Source organism: Halogranum amylolyticum (assembly GCF_900110465.1).
In the GTDB taxonomy this organism is placed as follows: domain Archaea; phylum Halobacteriota; class Halobacteria; order Halobacteriales; family Haloferacaceae; genus Halogranum; species Halogranum amylolyticum.
Genome location: NZ_FODV01000018.1, coordinates 1 through 16,245 on the forward strand (window position 1 = coordinate 1; position 16,245 = coordinate 16,245).

Consider the following 16,245-nt stretch of genomic DNA (forward strand, 5'->3'; position numbering starts at 1 on the left):
ATTCGTCGGTGAATCCGAGTGTGCGTGTGGTATAGCCCTGTGGGTCAGTATCGACGATGAGGACGTCGTGGCCTCGAGAAGCCAGTGCCCCGGCAATATTGATCGAGTTTGTTGATTTTGCGACGCCGCCTTTCTGGTTCGACACGGCTATATTTACGCTCATATCGTTCAAAGAACGATGTTCGCTCTTTCCTTGTAAATCTATGTCAGACAAATATCGCTCAGACGAGTCTAGCCTCTGATTCTATACTGGTAACGCCCAAAAATGAGGTCATGGAGAGCTTCGGCACTCAGCAGTTCACGCTGCTCGTGATTGGTGTGGCGATGATTGCCGTCGGATATCTCGGGTTAACCGGGCAGATCATAGATACTGATTATGTGCTTGTGGGATGTTTCATCGCGGTGATGGTGCTGTCATTCTCTCTTGGCCGCCAATCAGCACGTTATGTATAGCTCTCATTGACCCAGCTTTTGCTCAAAACAAACGCTGTCACGTCAAGGATCATCACTGCGTAGGATTCCCACCGAGCTACCTGCTTTATCATAGCCATACTCACGCAACTCATAGCGGAAGTCTTCGTACTCTTCAACGTCATACGTTTCCTCTCTACTGAAACTTGTGTGTTGAATAGAGCGCGTATATCTCGAGTCGTGAGTCATTCTATCTGCCTAATCACCATCTGGAGAAAAGATGGCGTCACCAGCGATACCAGTGCAAGAATAAGGAGACACCACCGATACTGCGATCCACAGCGAACTCCGATGCCGGAGGCGAATCCAACGCTTAGATCACCGGCTAAGTGTTAGAGAAGTACGTATCGTACTCTGCGATGAACGATCGTAGCTCCGCGGATTTGGGATCACGGTTGTGTCGCATGAAGAAACTAGCGACAGAGTTCGCGAGGACGAGTGACGCACCAGGCGACAAGTCCTCCGCGAGTGCGAGCGTCATCCCGCTGAGGAAGTGTTCTTCGGCGTTACGGAGTCGGTGTGGGTCCACTACTTGCGGCGCTCTCGCCGAGATTACTTCGTCTGGCGTCGCGACGATGGCACCGTTCTGTGATTGCATAACGTATCGTGAGACGCCGAACCGTTGTCTGAGACGTTCGACCGTCGGCTCCGTGTCATTACTGTCGTCGAGGAGGACGTCACGGAATCGCCGTGTTTGGCTTCGACTCGCGGTGATTGTCACCCTCGCGATATCGTCGAGAGCAGTGAGCGACTCACAGCCACGCTCGATCTCGGCCGATGAGAGGTGGGTAACTTCACCGGGGACGAAGTGAACGTGTTTCGGTGGCGAGGAGAGTCTCGGCCACAGCTCGGTTCGGAATGCGTCAACGATATCGACCAGTTCGGCCGTTGAGTACCATGAACCGATAGAGAGGACTGCGTTCCCGTCTACGTAGCCGGCGAACTCGTTTGCACCGACTCGGTCTTCGATAACTTGCCAGTTGATGTGGTCAAAGTTTGGTTCTGTGAGCAGGAATTTTCGGTCCTCGAACCAGACGTAATCGGTGCTTGTCACCTGTCCCAGCGTGACCAGTGTCTGATCTTGAAAAGTGTGAACGAACTCGGAACGAATAGGGTCGCCCAGCCGACCCATCAGTGTGACGTCGTATCCGAGTTCATCGAAGACGCCGCCGATATGCGCGACGAGGCCACCCGGTTCGGTTCTGGTCTCCCGCCACTCGATGCGGGGAGGCGCATCACTCGCTTCATACCGGACGAGTTCTTCACGAAACGCGTCGAACTTGCGAATCTGTTTGTAGTCGCCACCTTCCGTCCGGTGGATGAACTCGCGCATGCGGTCGATGAACGCGTCGAAACAGATAACCGCAGACACGTCGCTGGGAGTGTCCGGCAGTTCCGTTCGACAGGCCTCGAGATGTCGCTGTGTCTCCGAGTCAATCTCGCTCATGTGCGTTGTACCGTTCTGACGGAGTTTGATTCTGGAAGCAGCGTAATCGACGTTTCTGGCGCCGGCATCGCCAACAGTTACGACTGATGAATCGATTGACTCCGCGTCGGTACCGACGTTCACCGTCAGCGATGCACGGATGTCGTACTCGGTGTAATAGTAACTGGTAAGGGTTCCCCGTTTGGTCACTTTATCCCCGGTCTCCGTGTCATACCCCTCGAACTGGACCTCGAAGGCGTCGACGGGATACGCCGTCGTAAGTAACGATAGGTCGGCTAAACAATCTCGAATTCGAATGTACTCCTTCGGGAGAGTCGGCAGTTCCGTTTCGTCGCTGAGTGGAGTAGCTAGCGGCCAGATAGATTCCGAGAGGAATCGGTCAAGAACCAGCGCCAGACTGGGATTCGTCACGTAGTATCCTTGGCCGTCGTCGTCAACGTGTTCGTAGCCCTCCTGGACCCAGTACAGACCACGCCGCCGGTCTGCCGTGAGTGCGAAGTCTTCGCGGGTCGAGACAAACCGAACTTTGTCGACGGTGTCCGGTATCGACAACGCTTCGCTGAGATCGTCCGACTCCGGCGAGACGTTTGAGACTACAAGTCTGATCTGTTGCTCTGTGCAATTCGCGAGATCGTCAACAACCACCCCCAGTTTGCTGATGGGGACGAGCAAGAAGATATCCCGTTCGGCCGTCTTCATCAGGTCGCCGACGTACCGTTTGATCGTACTCTCGCTCTTGAACAGGGCAACCCCACTTTCAACCTTTTCGACGGTGTCGTGAAGTTCTTCGAGGTAGGTCTCTGCTTGCGACAATTGATCACGAATCGACGAGAACGATTCGCTGGGATCGACAGCGTAAGCCTTCTGCGGGTAGTCGTCGATGACTTCGACCAATCCGCGTTCGCGGAGATTCCCGACGATGTCGTACACCCGTTGTTTGGGGACATCGCTCGCCTCGGCGATGTCGGTCATCGTCTGGGTGCCTCCTCGAACGAGTGCGAGATACACCTCTGTCTCGTACGTCGTTAGGTCAACATTGGACTGGAGGGTCTCGCGAAGGCGTGCGAGTTTCGCGTCGTCCTCGGCGGTCATTGGCCTATTCTCGTACTACTACGGTAAGCCATTTGCTGATCTAGACTCGGTCTCGGTAGCACGTGTCGTAGTAACGCGACCGACACACATAATACTATAGACTTTCCTCACGATAGTTGTGAATATGGAATCCAGATATGGCCATGAACTCCATGAGGCCACTCATCGAACGGCGCGCCTGATTGTCGAGAGAGACGAACACAGCAGGTCGGCTGACGAGACGGTGTCACTGTCCGACCTTGCGAACGACGAACTCGCTGAGTACGACGTTCTGTGGTGGCATCGAGAACAGCCGATGGGTAGTTCCGCCCGAGCACGACTCGATGACGCCAGTAACAGTCTTCGTGAGTTCCTCTCCGCAGGTGGCGGTCTCTTGCTGACCCATGGAGCGGTTGAGGCAGCAGAAGCGCTCGGTATCGAGACGAGTCGACCGGATGTGGTCGAGCAGACGGACGCCGAAGAGTCCGGATTTCTGGTCCGGCCGCAGTATAAGCACCATCCCATCTTCGAGGGTATCGACACGCTCAGACCGGAGCCCGCACCCGCAAGTGATGCTGTAACTGTCGCTTACGACTCACTCTACCCGCGCGATGCAGACGTCCTCGCATCTCGTCATCTCGACGGTGAGGACTGCCCGAGCGAATCGTCCATTTTGTGCTGGACTGTCGGGGATGGACGCGTCGTCGGTGTTGGAAGCGATCTCTCCGGCCGACACACCGAGACGCAGCGGCGACTGTTCAAGAACTGTCTCGCCTACGCTGCGGGGGCCGAAGAAGCCCCAGCGACGACAGGCCGACCGAAGGACCGCGAAGAGTTCGAAGCCCTCCGTGAAGTGGTTCCAGACGAGAATCACCGGCCAGCGTATCACTTTACTGCGCCGGCGAACTGGCTCAACGACCCCAACGGGCTGGTGCAGTGGAACGGCCGGTACCATCTGTTCTACCAGTACAATCCCGCAGGGCCGTTTCACGGGAGCATCCACTGGGGACACGCCGTCTCCGACGATCTCGTCTCTTGGACCGACGAACCGGTCGCACTCGCGCCGGACCAAGACGGTCCGGACGCCGACGGCGTCTGGTCCGGATGTTTCGTAGACGACGATGGGACGCCCACGGTGATGTATACCGGTGGCGCGAGTAACGACCAGTTACCCTGTCTTGCACGGGCCACCGACGGCGCGTTGCGAAACTGGAAGAAGGATCCGCGAAACCCGCTGATTCAGCGGGTGCCCGATGAGGTAGATATCCTCCAGACTATCGATTGGGACTACGAGTTTCGCGACCATTGTGTCTGGCGAGAAGACGAGACGTGGTACCAGGTAATCGGCTCGGGTATCGACGGTGAAGGAGGCGCAGCTCTCCTCTTCGAGTCAGACGACCTGCTCGAGTGGGAATACTGCCACCCGTTGCTCACCGGCGATTGGCGACGCACGGGACCGATGTGGGAGTGTCCCGAGTTGCTTCGGTTCGACAACGGCGCGGTGCTGCACGTCTCCGACTACTCCAAGGTCGTCTGGTTCGCCGGCGAGTACGATGAGTCGACCCGTCAGTTCGACTCGGAGGAGACCGGTCTGCTCGACCACGGCGTCTTCTACGCACCGCAGTCGTTCGTGGATGACGACGGACGGACCCTGATGTTCGGCTGGCTAAAAGAGGACCGCGACGGGGAAGCCCAGTGGGACGCCGGGTGGTCCGGCGCCATGTCGTTACCTCGCGTCGTCTCACTCACTGAAGACGGAGCACTCCAATACTCGCTTCCGGAGGAAATCCAGAGGCTGCGCGAGACGCACCATTCGTACGCTGATCTCACAATATCTCCAGACGAACCGACGACGCTCTCCCCCGTCGAGGGTGACATGCTGGAGTTGAAACTCACCGTCGATGCGACGAACGTCGGCGAGTTCGGTATCGTCCTCCGCGAGACGCCAGATGGATCGGAGCGGACGGTGGTGCGGTGTAATATCCGAAAACGAACAGTGACCGTCGATCGATCGCAGTCCTCTCTAAGCGACGCCGTCAACGATCAACCTCACTCGATGCCTGTCTCACTCGAATCCGACGGGTCGCTGTCGCTTCATCTCTACTTAGATCGATCGGTCTTGGAACTGTTCGCGAACGATGCACAGGCGCTCGCCACCCGCATCTATCCGACCCGTGAGGACAGCACCGGCGTCTCACTGTACGCCGCCGACACCGACGTATCGGTTGAGGCGCTCGAAATCTGGGATCTTGGAGCCTAAGAAGAATTAATCACTTTCGTTGGGAAAGCTTGAAATAGCTGCGTGATAACGGTTGTGTCGATGAGTGGAATAACAATTGACCATGTACGAAAGGAGTATGACTCCGACTCCGGTCCGATACGTGCCGTCGACGACGTGAGCCTGGACGTCGAGGACGGGGAGTTCCTCACTATCGTGGGGCCATCCGGGTCGGGGAAATCCACGCTTCTTCGGATGATCGCGGGGCTAGAGGACATCACGAAGGGCGAGATCAGAATCGGCGACACCGTTGTGAACAACATCGCACCGCAGAACCGCGGTGTCGCGATGGTGTTCCAAAACTACGCGCTGTACCCGCACATGAGCGTTCGTCAGAACATGTCCTACGGGCTGAAACTGACTACGGACCTCGGTAGCGAGGAGATCTCCCGACGAGTCGAGGACACTGCGGAGATGATGGGCATTGGGGACCTCCTCGACAAAAAACCGAACAACCTCTCGGGCGGTCAACAACAGCGTGTCGCGACCGGACGTGCTATCGTTCGCCAGCCCAAGGTGTTCCTGTTCGATGAACCCCTCTCAAACCTGGATGCGAAGCTTCGTCTCCACATGCGGACCGAACTCCAGCGCATTCAGGAGGAGCTAGAGACCACGTCCGTGTACGTCACCCACGATCAGACCGAGGCGATGACGATGTCCGACCGCATCGTCATCCTCTCGGATGGGACAATCCAGCAGGTAGGCACGCCCGCCGAGGTGTACGCTGAACCGGTTAACAGATTCGTCGCAGACTTCATCGGGTCGCCGTCGATGAACTTCTTCGACGTGGAACTCGCGGGAGAGGCTCTGCACGGCGAGGACTTCGAGTATCAGATACCATCCGAACTAGCTGCGACTGTCGAGGCGAATAGCGTGAGCGACGCTCTCGTTCTCGGTATCAGACCTGAGCACATCAGCGTTGAGTCGGACGGAGAAGACACCATCACAGCGGAACTCGATGTCCTCGAACACGAGGGGAGCGACAACTACCTCTATCTCTCGAAGGGTAACACGGAGTGGACGGTCCGTGTCGACGGCAATACCCGCTTCGAGTGGGGCGAATCCGTCGAGTTCACGCTCCCTTCGGAACACCTCCACGTGTTCGACGCTGAGACAGGTGAGAATCTTGTCGTAGACGAGGGTATGACGGCTCAGACCGACGAATCTTCCGTGACCGTATAGTACGATTGAACAGCGATGACAATCCAATACGAGACCAGCGACCATGACAAGTTTAGACAACACAAACGGTAAGAAGAACCGGACGACGATCGACCGCCGCCGCGTGCTGAGTGCCTGCGGCGCTACACTCGCAACGGGCCTCGCAGGATGTGCCGGCCTGACCGGCGGCAGCGGTAGTGACGGGGGCGGCTCGAGCGGCGACGTTGAGATAGACTACTGGATGTACTTCGGTGCACAGGAACGCGAAGAGATGACCGCGCTGATCAAGGAGTTCAACTCTCTCGATAACGGGATACATGTCAACGAACAAGGCATCCCGTTCTCAGAATTCCTCAACAAGCTGTTCACCGCTGCCAATTCTGGCAACGCACCCCACGTCGCGAGCTACTACGGGTCGTACGGCCGCCACCTGGAGCCGATCACTCACCCTATCGACGACTATCTCTCGAACGGCGCGAAGAACAAGTACTTCGACATCGCCTGGGAGAATCTGCAGGTGGAGGGGTCGACGTACGCCCTGCCCATCGACATACATGGAAAGGCACTGTACACGAACGACAGCGTGCTGGAGTCAGCGGGCGTGGACCCCGACTTCACCGACTGGAACGCGTTCTCGAGCGCTTGCGACACAATCGTAAGCGACACTGATGCCCGTGCGTTCTCGTTCCTCAACTGGAAGAGCGGACAGGCGGCGTTCCGGGCGTATCTCATTGCGCTGACGCAGGCCGGCGGCGATGTCGTCACCGGCGAACCAGGGAATTACCAAGTGGCCTACGACAGTGAGGTCGGCAAACAGACAGCGGAGCTGATGACCAAGGTTACGGGCGATTTCGGCTGGGACGTCCCGCAGTTCCAGAGCGATTCCGCGCGCGTTGAGGATTTCCTCGCCGGCGATCTCGCGACGTTCATCGCTGGGACGTGGTCGGTCAACAACTTCGAGAACGAGGACGGTGAGCTTCCAGAAGACCTCTCGTTCAGCTTCCAGAAGCCGTTCTTCTTCCCCGGCGAGGGCGACGACGTGGCGTGGTGCGAATCGAACTCGCTGTACTTTCCGACGAACCCCGACCACTCCGAGGAGGAGAAGCAGGCGGCCGTCGAGTTCGCCGAGTACGTCACGCAGAACAACACGCTGTGGGCCTCCGCGGGCGGTCACCTGCCCGCCGCCGAAGCCGTCGCCACCTCCAGCGAGGTCAAGAACACTCCACTGTGGAAGGAGTACGGGACCATCAAGACGATGTACGAGATGGTCTCCAACAAGAAGGTCCGTTACCAGCCGAAGACGTCGATACACATCAACAGCGACCGATTCTGGGGACCGTTCCTCGACATGTACATCCAGAACACGGACGTGCAGTCGGGCGTGACGACGAGCGCTAACGCGCTCAAACAGGCACTCGAACAGTAGGTACACCAATATGAGTAACGTTGAAACGGTGGCGGACGCTGGGACCGCGAGCCGCTGGGAACAGTTGTTCGACCGATCGACGCGAGAGCTGCTTGTCGGGCTCCTGTTTGCAGCTCCGTACCTCGCGCTGTTCACAGTGTTCCTTCTGTACCCCCTGCTGAAGGGGCTGTACATGAGCCTGCACGAGTGGAACTTCCTCGAACCGTCGAAGTCGACGTTCGTCGGCTTGGAGAACTACGCGAGACTGCTGAACGACCCAGCGTTCTGGAACGCACTGTGGAACACGCTGGAGTTCGTCGGGATGACTGTTCCCCTCATCGTGGGGCTTAGCCTCGTCCTCGCGTTGGGCTTGAACCAGGAACTGAAAGGGAGCCGCATTCTGCAGTTCATCTACTTCAGTCCGTACGTACTGACAGTTGCCGTCGTGGGTATCGTCTGGGCGCAGATGTTCGCTCAGAGCGGAGTCGGGACGCAGTACTTCAGCTGGTTGTTCTCGGGGTCACCCCTGAACTCGAAGTTCTGGGCGATGCCGGTCATCGTCATTACGACGGTATGGTGGCAGGCGGGCTTCTACTTCGCCGTCCTGCTCGCATCTCGACAGAACGTGCCCGAACGACTTTACGAAGCGGCGAGACTCGACGGTGCCGGACCGTGGCGCATGTTCAGGGACGTCACGCTCCCGCACATGAAGAACGGACTCCTGTTCGTCGTCATCGCTTCGACCATCTTCCAGTTCCAAGTGTTCGGACAACCCTACCTAATGACGAAGGGTGGACCGGTCGGCAATACGGAGACGCTCGTCTACTACCTCTACCAGCTCGGGTTCCAGACACGTGAACTCGGCTTCGGATCTGCAGTGGGGTACACCCTGCTGTTGATACTAATCGGCGTATCGGCACTGAACTACGTTATCGTGGGGACCAACGATGAGTAACGCAGACGCTTCACAGTCGCTGACAGACCGGCTCACCGACCGAGACACTCTGTACCGCATCGGCCTGTACGTCGCGATGTACGGGCTGGCGGTGGTGTTCTTCGTCCCGTACTGGCGGATGTTTCAGCTCTCGGTAACGCCGATGAGCGTCATCTCGCAGGGCGGGTTCCACTGGATACCGCCGGAGGTCACGTTCGCTGTGTGGCAGCGCTACCTGCTCGAAGAACCAATCATCTACCAATGGGCGTTCAACACGCTGCTCATTGCCAGCATCACGACGTTTATCGTGCTTGTCGTCGACTCGATGATAGCGTTCTCCATCACGCGGTTGGACTGGCCCGGTCAGGGAATCGTCCTCGCGGTCATCATGGCGAGCTTCATGATCCCCGGCTACGTCAACATCATTCCGCTGTACACCCTTATCAACAACCTTGGACTGATGAACTCGTACTGGGCGATCATCCTGCCGTTCGCGGCCGGACCGCTCGGCGTGTTCCTCCTCGTGCAGTTCTTCCGGGACATTCCCGAGGAGCTAGAGGAGGCGGCGCGATTGGACGGCTTCTCGTCGCTGCGCATCTACGCGCGCATCATCCTGCCGCTGTCGACGCCGATACTGACCGCGCTTGGATTGTTCGTCTTTATCTGGAGCTGGAACCAGTTCCTCTGGCCGCTCATCGTGTTGAACAATGACGTGCTGTACACGCTCCCCATCGGCGTCGTGACACTACGGGACGTCAATGCGCTCGCGCCGAACGTCATCATGACGTCGCTCGCGATGGCGTCACTCCCTCTGTTTATCGTCTTCCTCCTGTTCCAAGACAAGCTCATCTCCAGCGTTCAGATGCAGGCGGGAACGGGATGATTTGATGACGAGAACAGATCAACACGCGTTCCGTTGGTCGGTCGTCCGAGTGCCCGGGTTCGTCTATCACAACGGACTCCGAATAACGCTGCTCAGCCTGGCGTGGACTGTAGCGTCACTCCCCCTAGTGACCATCGGTCCGGCGACGCTCGCGGCGTACGTCGCGCTTGGCGACCTCCGGAGCGACCGGAACGCGGTGGATTGGAGCCACACCCACACAGTCCTGCGTCGCAATGGCGTCGCGAGCGCCGTCTTCAGCGGAGTCCCAGTCGTATTTGGTGCCATCGCAGTGACCTACGGACTCACTGCACTCCGGGAGGGGTCACTAGCCGGCGAAGTCGTTGCACTGGTCGCCGGCTACATTGCGTTGTATCTCGCGCTCGCGCTGATACCGACGTTCGTGGCGCTCTCTAAGGGGGCCGAACCAGTCGCCGCGCTCCGGTACGGCATCGGCTGGCTCGCGAAGCATCCGACCGCCGCGCTGTCGATGGGGCTCCTGACACTCGCGATCCTAGCGCTGTGCGTCCTATTGACTATCGGCTTCGCCCTGCTGTTCGCCGGCCTCGCGTTCTCACTGCACATTGTCGTCGTTGAGGCGGTCGACGAAGCAGCCGTTACTGCTGAGACAACTCCTGCTGTCGTTCCACACTAGCGTCCTCCTCGCGGCGCCAGGATTTTTGATTCGTCTCGATGCCACAGTTTGTAGTGGTGGATAGAGCGACCCGTGAGACCAATCATATCATCCCCATCTCATTCATTGCACATAAACAATCATAGATATACCAGTCTGAGATACCCTCCGTTCACTTACATAGCCTCCGCGCAGAATCTGCTCGCTATATTCCGCATACCGATTCTGGCAACTCTCGAAGAGTAGATAAAGTGATTGTCTAAATCCTTTCGCTGATCACTTGGGATGGAAGCGGTTGACTCGCATCTTCAGGGTGAAACCATCTTTCAATTGCTAATCTCTGTCAATCGCCGGCAGGAACGAACTGTGCCCCGACCTGAGTTCCATCATCTTCTTCTCGAAGTGTGTTACCGTTGTCAATCTTCACATTATCACCAACATTGAGGTCTTTTCCAATCTGCGCAACTAAGTTTGCCCCTTCAAATTTGGCGAGTCCTAGCCGATTCGGTTTCCGAACACCCTTAGGGGAGACGTGAACAGATGTAATTGCAAGTAGTTCTCCGATACCTGATTCTTGTTTGTCCCACTGTTGACTCCCACATTCCATACAGTGGCGTTTCTTGTAGAATGTTCGATATCCACAGTTAGCACACTCTCTAATTTTTGTCATGCTTCCTCACCCTTAAGGACCGTACAAACACTATTATTTCCAAACCCTGCAACGTTGACTGCCAACCCACAGTTGATATCACTTACCGCGCGGTTCTCTGGCGCATCACCCCGGAGTTGCCAGACAAGTTCAACGATTTGAGAAATACCTGTCCCTCCGAGTGGATGACCACGTGCTTTGAGTCCTCCTCCTGGATTAATTGGAAGACTCCCGTCACGGTCAGTAGTCCCATCAACTGTAAGCTGCCATGCTTTGCCACGTTCTGCAAGGCCCAATTCTTCAACTTCTAACCACTCTAAAATGGAAAAGGCATCATGAATACATGCAACATCAATATCAGCGGGAGTTACATCGGCAGAAGCGTAAGCGGAGTTACCTGCCTCTCGAACACTTTCGATTTCAAGTGGGTCCGGTCGGTCTGCAACAGCATGGGTCCCGACAGCACTTTCACAGGCGGCGACTTCGACACCATTATTCTTTGTAGTAAGTAACACGGCAGCAGCACCGTCTCCTGTCGGACAACAGTCATAGAGGCGAAGAGGATCTGCCACTACTGGTGATTCGAGAATCTCTTCGACCGTTACCTGCTTATCAAAGTGAGCATACGGATTCTGACTAGCGTTATCATGATTTTTGACTGCCACATGTGCAAGGTCCTCCCTGTCGGCGTCGTATAGCCGGAAATAGCGATCTGCTGCTAGTCCCGCGAATGAGGGGAGAGTCACACCCTGCTCATACTCCGCGTCATGAGTGATTCGACTGATGATCTCAGTTGAAGTCGCAGTGTCGGCGGACGACATCTTCTCCCCACCAACGACAAGCGCAACCCGGGACCGTCCTGATCGGATAGCATCAAAAGCATCAAGGAAAGCACTTGCTCCGCTTGCACTTGTGTTTTCGATACGCCGTGCAGTAACGTTGGTAATCCCCAATTCGGAGGTGAGTGCATTCGCTAACCCGGACCGACGATTGAATGCTTCAGCAGCGGCGTTGCCTACATGAAGCGAATCTAAGCTAGTCGGCGATACATCAGCGTCATCTAATGCGCGATCTGCTGCAGTCGCTAGTAGTTCGAGGAGAGGCCGCTCGTCCTTCTTAGTGAATACTGTCATTCCGACACCGGTAATAGTAGGAGATTCTTCTAATGACTCTCCGCTTCCCGTCGATTGGGTCATTGTACGTGATAACATATCACCTACGCTAATAAAAATGTATTGTCCCTATAGAACGCAGTGGGTGGAGAACCTCAAGGAGCTCCATTCGTGCGGTTACAGCCGTGAGTGGCGAATTACCGGGCGTCGATATTTGAACAACGACTCTAGAACGGCTGAATTCAGCCGTTCATACAGTCATCGAATATTACTCCCAGTGTTACCCGAACACCGATGATAGAAGCTCTATTTCTGACCTACATTGCATTGGTCGTGTTTAGCATCTGTGTTCGGTTAAGCTCTAACCTCCGTTCTGAAAGCTTCAGCCACTCGTTCGCTGAGTAAGAGGCGTGATTTCTCTGGTTGGCGTGCGTTGCAAAACATGAGCTCAGCCAAGTTCGGCGGTGGATGTCCGAACGACTGGGCTAGGTCTTCGAGGATGAGCTGGGCGAAAGACCGGAAGGTCTTCGCCCAGCGTTCTCGTGGAAACATCGTTTCTGGGTGCATCTTCTGAAACACGCTAAGCAAGGCTCTGCTGACCGTGAGTGTCAGCAGAGCCGCTACCACAAGCAACTCCACGATTGCGGGATTGCTTGTCTGGAACTTCTCCAACCCGTACAGCGATTTCAACTCACGGAACAGCATTTCTACTTCCCACCGCACACCGTACAACGCCGCGACTTGCTCCGGCGTGAACTCATCCGGGAGGTTCGTGATGTACAGGTGATAGTCGTCGGTGTCCTTGTTGCGGACACCGACGACGCGGAACTCCATTGTCGCACTTGAGCGCTTCTCGCCGTATTGACGGCGCTTGAAGCTTACTTCGGCGGTTACATCGATGATCTCACGCGTGAGGTCACCGAGAACGTCCTGAAGACGACGGTCTGGTAAGGAAATGGCGCGGGCGCGCCATTTCCGACGTTCCTCCGTTATTCGTGGGTTTGCGTTCGTCTTCAGCCGACTCAGGAAGAAGCCGCCGTTCTCTTTAATGAGTGCGAACCGACGGTAGCTGTAGAAGCCAAGATCGAACAGCAACAACCGCCCTCGCAGCCAGTTCCCTGTGCGGAACTGGCTGCTCTCGTGGCTTCGTTCGTCGGTGAGTTCGAACCGCTCGATCGTCTGTTTAGTGAGGTTGTGGACGAGGTGAAGTTTTGCGCCTGATTGCTCAGGATGCGTAGCTGGAAACTCGCTCAGGAGCCGATGCAACCGGAATAGTGAGTAAGAGAAGTATTGCAACTACGAATCCATCGATTCGTACTCCAAAAGGGTCGGAACGGGCGCTTACAATTGGCCTACTCCCAGGACTTAGCTTGCGAACTACACGGTTGCATCGGCGATCATCACATCGCGGAACTGCTGGAGTTGTGGGGCGAGTGTGTGAGGGACTGCGACCTCCTCGAGAGCATGCTCGAGGAGGTCGCTGAGTAACTGTCCGAGTGCAGGTGTGATCGTAGAAGCTAGAGCGGGAGAGCGTCTGATTGGTCGCTGCGGCGTAGGCACGTTGAAACCCCGCGATAGTGCGGGATTCGCCGCCGACGGCGAATCCCAAGATGAGCGTCCAAACGAGGGCTGTAACATCGATTCTACGGTGGCGTTGGACGACATCGCGCTCGCGCGCGATGTCTTCGATAAGTTCTGCTGGAAAGAGGGAAGTGAGCCGCCGTCGAATAAGGTCTGGGGAGAGTTGGGATAGCACACCCTCTCCCCATGCGGTCTACAACGATAACTTAGCTAAGTGAGCGCAGTCTCTCGGTTTCTCTGCTTAACCGAACACGGATGTCGTGTTTAGTTAAGCGTGAAAAGTGAGGCGGGAGGATTTCTTTCTGGTCTATGGCAGAAATCGCCCGCCTCGCCGGTTGTATCGACTGGATCAACAGGGAGTTTGTGGAACGAGAGCGGACACACGAACCCGCGATGAAGCTCGGTATTCAGTCGCACATAGCGGGCCTCTCGCTGTCGAATACCGTCTCGTTGCTCGAAAGCCTGGGTGTCGACCGTTCTCGGAAAGCGGTTTACGACTGGGTGCAGAAGGCCGATCTACAGCCGATCGGTGGTCACAGCCCGAATCACGTTGCGCTCGACGAGACTGTGATTCAAATCAATTTTCAACAATACTGGCTGTACGCCGCCTGTAACCCCGAAACAAACACCCTGCTTCATGTCCAGCTCTTTCCAACGACGACGACCTCAGCAACACAAATTTTCCTCGCCGAATTGCGCGAGAAGCACTCCGTCGAATCTGCCGTGTTTCTGGCCGACGGCGCTCAACACCTCCAAACCGCGCTTTCCCGAGCTGGGCTCCGATTTCATTCTGGACGACATGGAAATCGGAATAGCATCGAGCGGATTTTCCGCGAACTGAAACGTCGTCGTTCTCGAACTGCTTCAGCCACGTTTTCCCTGAAACCGCTGAAAACTGGCTTCAAGCGTTCGCTGCCTGGCTCAATGCTCCAAACTAAACACGACCATTGCATTACACCAAACTCTTATTAACACTGTTCTGTATCTTCTTTACATGGCAGATGGAGAGGCAACTCCACAGAAAATACTCGATGGTATAACTGTAATAGACCTGACAACATTCGTGACTGGTGGATTTGCTACCATGATGCTCGCTAATCAAGGTGCGGAGGTAATCAAGGTAGAACGGCCTGATGTCGGAGACGATAGTCGTTACTCAGGCCCGCCATTTGTGGATACGAGCGAATACGATGGTCCAGGAAAGTCCGCTGCGAAGGACGGAGAATCACCCTACTTTTGGACAGTCAATTATGACAAGCGTAGCGTCGAACTCAATCTCAAGAGCCCCGAAGGTCTGGCGGTGTTGTACGATTTAATCGAAGAGGCAGATGTTGTTGTCGAGAATTTCCGCCCTGGAACAGCTGATCGACTTGGCGTCGGCTACGACGATGTTCGAGAGGTAAATGATGATGTCATCTACTGCTCCATATCGGCGTTCGGTGATACGGGACCTTGGAGCGAACGACCAGGATACGACCTGCTCATTCAGGGGATGAGCGGTATAATGAGCGTTACTGGGTCAGAAGATGGCGACCCAGTCAAGGTTGGGCTACCACAGACAGATCTTATTACAGCGATGTGGGCTGCGTTCGGTATTGTTGGCGCACTCTTCCGACGAGAGCTTACTGGAGAAGGTGACCGCGTTGAGCTGGGGATGCTTGACGCTTCCCTACCGTGGCTCACCAAACAGGCAGGGAAGGTGTTCGCCGGCGAGGAGCCGAGCCGTATGGGTACTAAAGATCCAGTCTTGGCTCCATACCAAAGCGTTCCCACAGCAGACGGTTTCCTAAATATTGCTTGTGGGAACCAGAAGCTCTGGGAAGAACTCTGTGAGGCAGTCAATCGGCCAGAGCTCATGAGTGATTCTCGCTTTGAGACAAACTCCACCCGTGTTGAGCACATGGAAGAACTGGAAGACGAACTCACACCGACGTTCAGCGAACGGACAACTGCCGAATGGGTAGAAAAGCTAGCGGAGGAGAAAGGACTCCCGGTGGGGCCGGTCTATGGGGTTGAGGAAGCACTGCAGAACGAGCAGGTACAGTCACGAGATGTAGTTCAAAAGATAGAACACCCTGCGGCTGGCGAGATCCCGGTCATCGAGCATCCCTTGAACTACGCGAATGCAGACGCAGGCTTTACCGATGCACCGCCGCTGCTAGGCGAGGACACTGAATCAGTAATCAAGGACCTTGGATATACTAACGAGGAGTTAGATAATCTGCGAGAGACAGGCGCGATACCGAACGAGAGGTAGCCATCATCTGGCTCCAGTATACCGCTGAGACAACTTTTGGAAGGTATCACGAGTCCAGTATTTTGATCTACTTATTGTAGGTAGGCCTGCTTCTCTGAGGGGCTTATTATTAGTATGACAAGTACAGTTAACCGTCACACTTTAGCTTGACTATCGTGAGCGCGCCTGGCGGATATTCCTAATATACGGGATAGAACTTAGGTTGTTGCGCTCGGTCTATTACAAGTATAGGTCTGTAATGGAAAGGTTCTCTACTGATTTCGGCCGCTTCAACTGTCAGGTAGATAGACTTCTGGAAGAACTGTTTTAACAACGATATCCTAATAGATGGGATTAGTGGTCACAGCGCATTCCAGATCGCCCTC

The 16,245-nt window shown here is 55.7% G+C and carries 12 protein-coding genes and 3 pseudogenes; 9 read left to right on the forward strand and 6 right to left on the reverse strand.

The window, feature by feature from the left end; all coding sequences use genetic code 11:
* Positions 1-163: ParA family protein (locus BSG17_RS20265; protein WP_170864893.1), on the reverse strand; the 163-nt coding region annotated here is incomplete at its 3' end.
* A 110-nt stretch (positions 164-273) separates the two neighbouring features.
* Between BSG17_RS20265 and BSG17_RS20270 the strand changes: the two genes are divergently transcribed.
* On the forward strand, positions 274-453 hold the full coding sequence (locus BSG17_RS20270) for a hypothetical protein (RefSeq protein WP_089827231.1): 180 nt from the start codon (positions 274-276) through the stop codon (positions 451-453).
* Positions 454-796: 343 nt separating this feature from the next.
* Here BSG17_RS20270 and BSG17_RS20275 read toward each other — a convergent pair whose 3' ends face one another.
* The gene (locus tag BSG17_RS20275; RefSeq protein ID WP_089827232.1) at positions 797-3,010 is read right to left on the reverse strand and encodes a TrmB family transcriptional regulator; all 2,214 of its coding nucleotides are present in this window, start codon (positions 3,008-3,010) and stop codon (positions 797-799) included.
* 295 nt (positions 3,011-3,305) lie between these two features.
* Between BSG17_RS20275 and BSG17_RS20280 the strand changes: the two genes are divergently transcribed.
* From BSG17_RS20280 to BSG17_RS20305, 6 genes are read left to right on the forward strand one after another with little or no spacing between them, the layout of a single operon-like run.
* Entirely contained in the window at positions 3,306-5,249 is a 1,944-nt protein-coding gene (locus BSG17_RS20280; protein WP_089827278.1) for a glycoside hydrolase family 32 protein, read from the forward strand.
* Positions 5,250-5,309: 60 nt separating this feature from the next.
* Positions 5,310-6,449: an ABC transporter ATP-binding protein gene (locus BSG17_RS20285; RefSeq protein WP_089827233.1), complete on the forward strand. Its 1,140-nt coding sequence runs from the start codon at positions 5,310-5,312 to the stop codon at positions 6,447-6,449.
* A gap of 43 nt (positions 6,450-6,492) precedes the next feature.
* The gene (locus tag BSG17_RS20290) at positions 6,493-7,854 is read left to right on the forward strand and encodes an extracellular solute-binding protein (RefSeq protein ID WP_089827234.1); all 1,362 of its coding nucleotides are present in this window, start codon (positions 6,493-6,495) and stop codon (positions 7,852-7,854) included.
* A gap of 10 nt (positions 7,855-7,864) precedes the next feature.
* The gene (locus BSG17_RS20295) at positions 7,865-8,788 is read left to right on the forward strand and encodes a carbohydrate ABC transporter permease (protein WP_089827235.1); all 924 of its coding nucleotides are present in this window, start codon (positions 7,865-7,867) and stop codon (positions 8,786-8,788) included.
* Positions 8,781-9,650 (forward strand): carbohydrate ABC transporter permease, encoded by an 870-nt coding sequence (locus BSG17_RS20300; protein ID WP_089827236.1) that lies wholly within the window; start codon positions 8,781-8,783, stop codon positions 9,648-9,650. The genes BSG17_RS20295 and BSG17_RS20300 overlap by 8 nt, the downstream gene beginning before the upstream one ends.
* Before the next feature lie 4 nt (positions 9,651-9,654).
* The gene (locus BSG17_RS20305; RefSeq protein ID WP_211609249.1) at positions 9,655-10,302 is read left to right on the forward strand and encodes a hypothetical protein; all 648 of its coding nucleotides are present in this window, start codon (positions 9,655-9,657) and stop codon (positions 10,300-10,302) included.
* Between the two features lie 322 nt (positions 10,303-10,624).
* On the opposite strand, the gene BSG17_RS26350 is transcribed toward BSG17_RS20305, so the two are convergent.
* The 4 genes and pseudogenes from BSG17_RS26350 to BSG17_RS20320 form a co-directional block, all read right to left on the reverse strand.
* Positions 10,625-10,951, reverse strand: coding sequence for a Zn-ribbon domain-containing OB-fold protein (locus tag BSG17_RS26350; RefSeq protein WP_139246733.1), 327 nt, complete (start codon positions 10,949-10,951; stop codon positions 10,625-10,627).
* The gene (locus BSG17_RS20310; RefSeq protein WP_211609250.1) at positions 10,948-12,126 is read right to left on the reverse strand and encodes a thiolase family protein; all 1,179 of its coding nucleotides are present in this window, start codon (positions 12,124-12,126) and stop codon (positions 10,948-10,950) included. The genes BSG17_RS26350 and BSG17_RS20310 overlap by 4 nt, the downstream gene beginning before the upstream one ends.
* Positions 12,127-12,396: 270 nt before the next feature.
* Positions 12,397-13,314, reverse strand: a pseudogene (locus tag BSG17_RS20315) (IS4 family transposase); the annotation flags it as partial.
* 108 nt (positions 13,315-13,422) lie between these two features.
* Positions 13,423-13,798, reverse strand: a pseudogene (locus BSG17_RS20320) (IS4 family transposase); the annotation flags it as partial.
* Between the two features lie 134 nt (positions 13,799-13,932).
* Here BSG17_RS20320 and BSG17_RS20325 point away from each other — a divergent pair.
* Together BSG17_RS20325 and BSG17_RS20330 are read left to right on the forward strand one after the other, a co-directional pair.
* A pseudogene (locus BSG17_RS20325) lies at positions 13,933-14,561 on the forward strand (IS6 family transposase).
* 56 nt (positions 14,562-14,617) lie between these two features.
* Positions 14,618-15,880, forward strand: coding sequence for a CaiB/BaiF CoA transferase family protein (locus BSG17_RS20330; RefSeq protein WP_089827239.1), 1,263 nt, complete (start codon positions 14,618-14,620; stop codon positions 15,878-15,880).
* Positions 15,881-16,245: the final 365 nt, after the last annotated feature.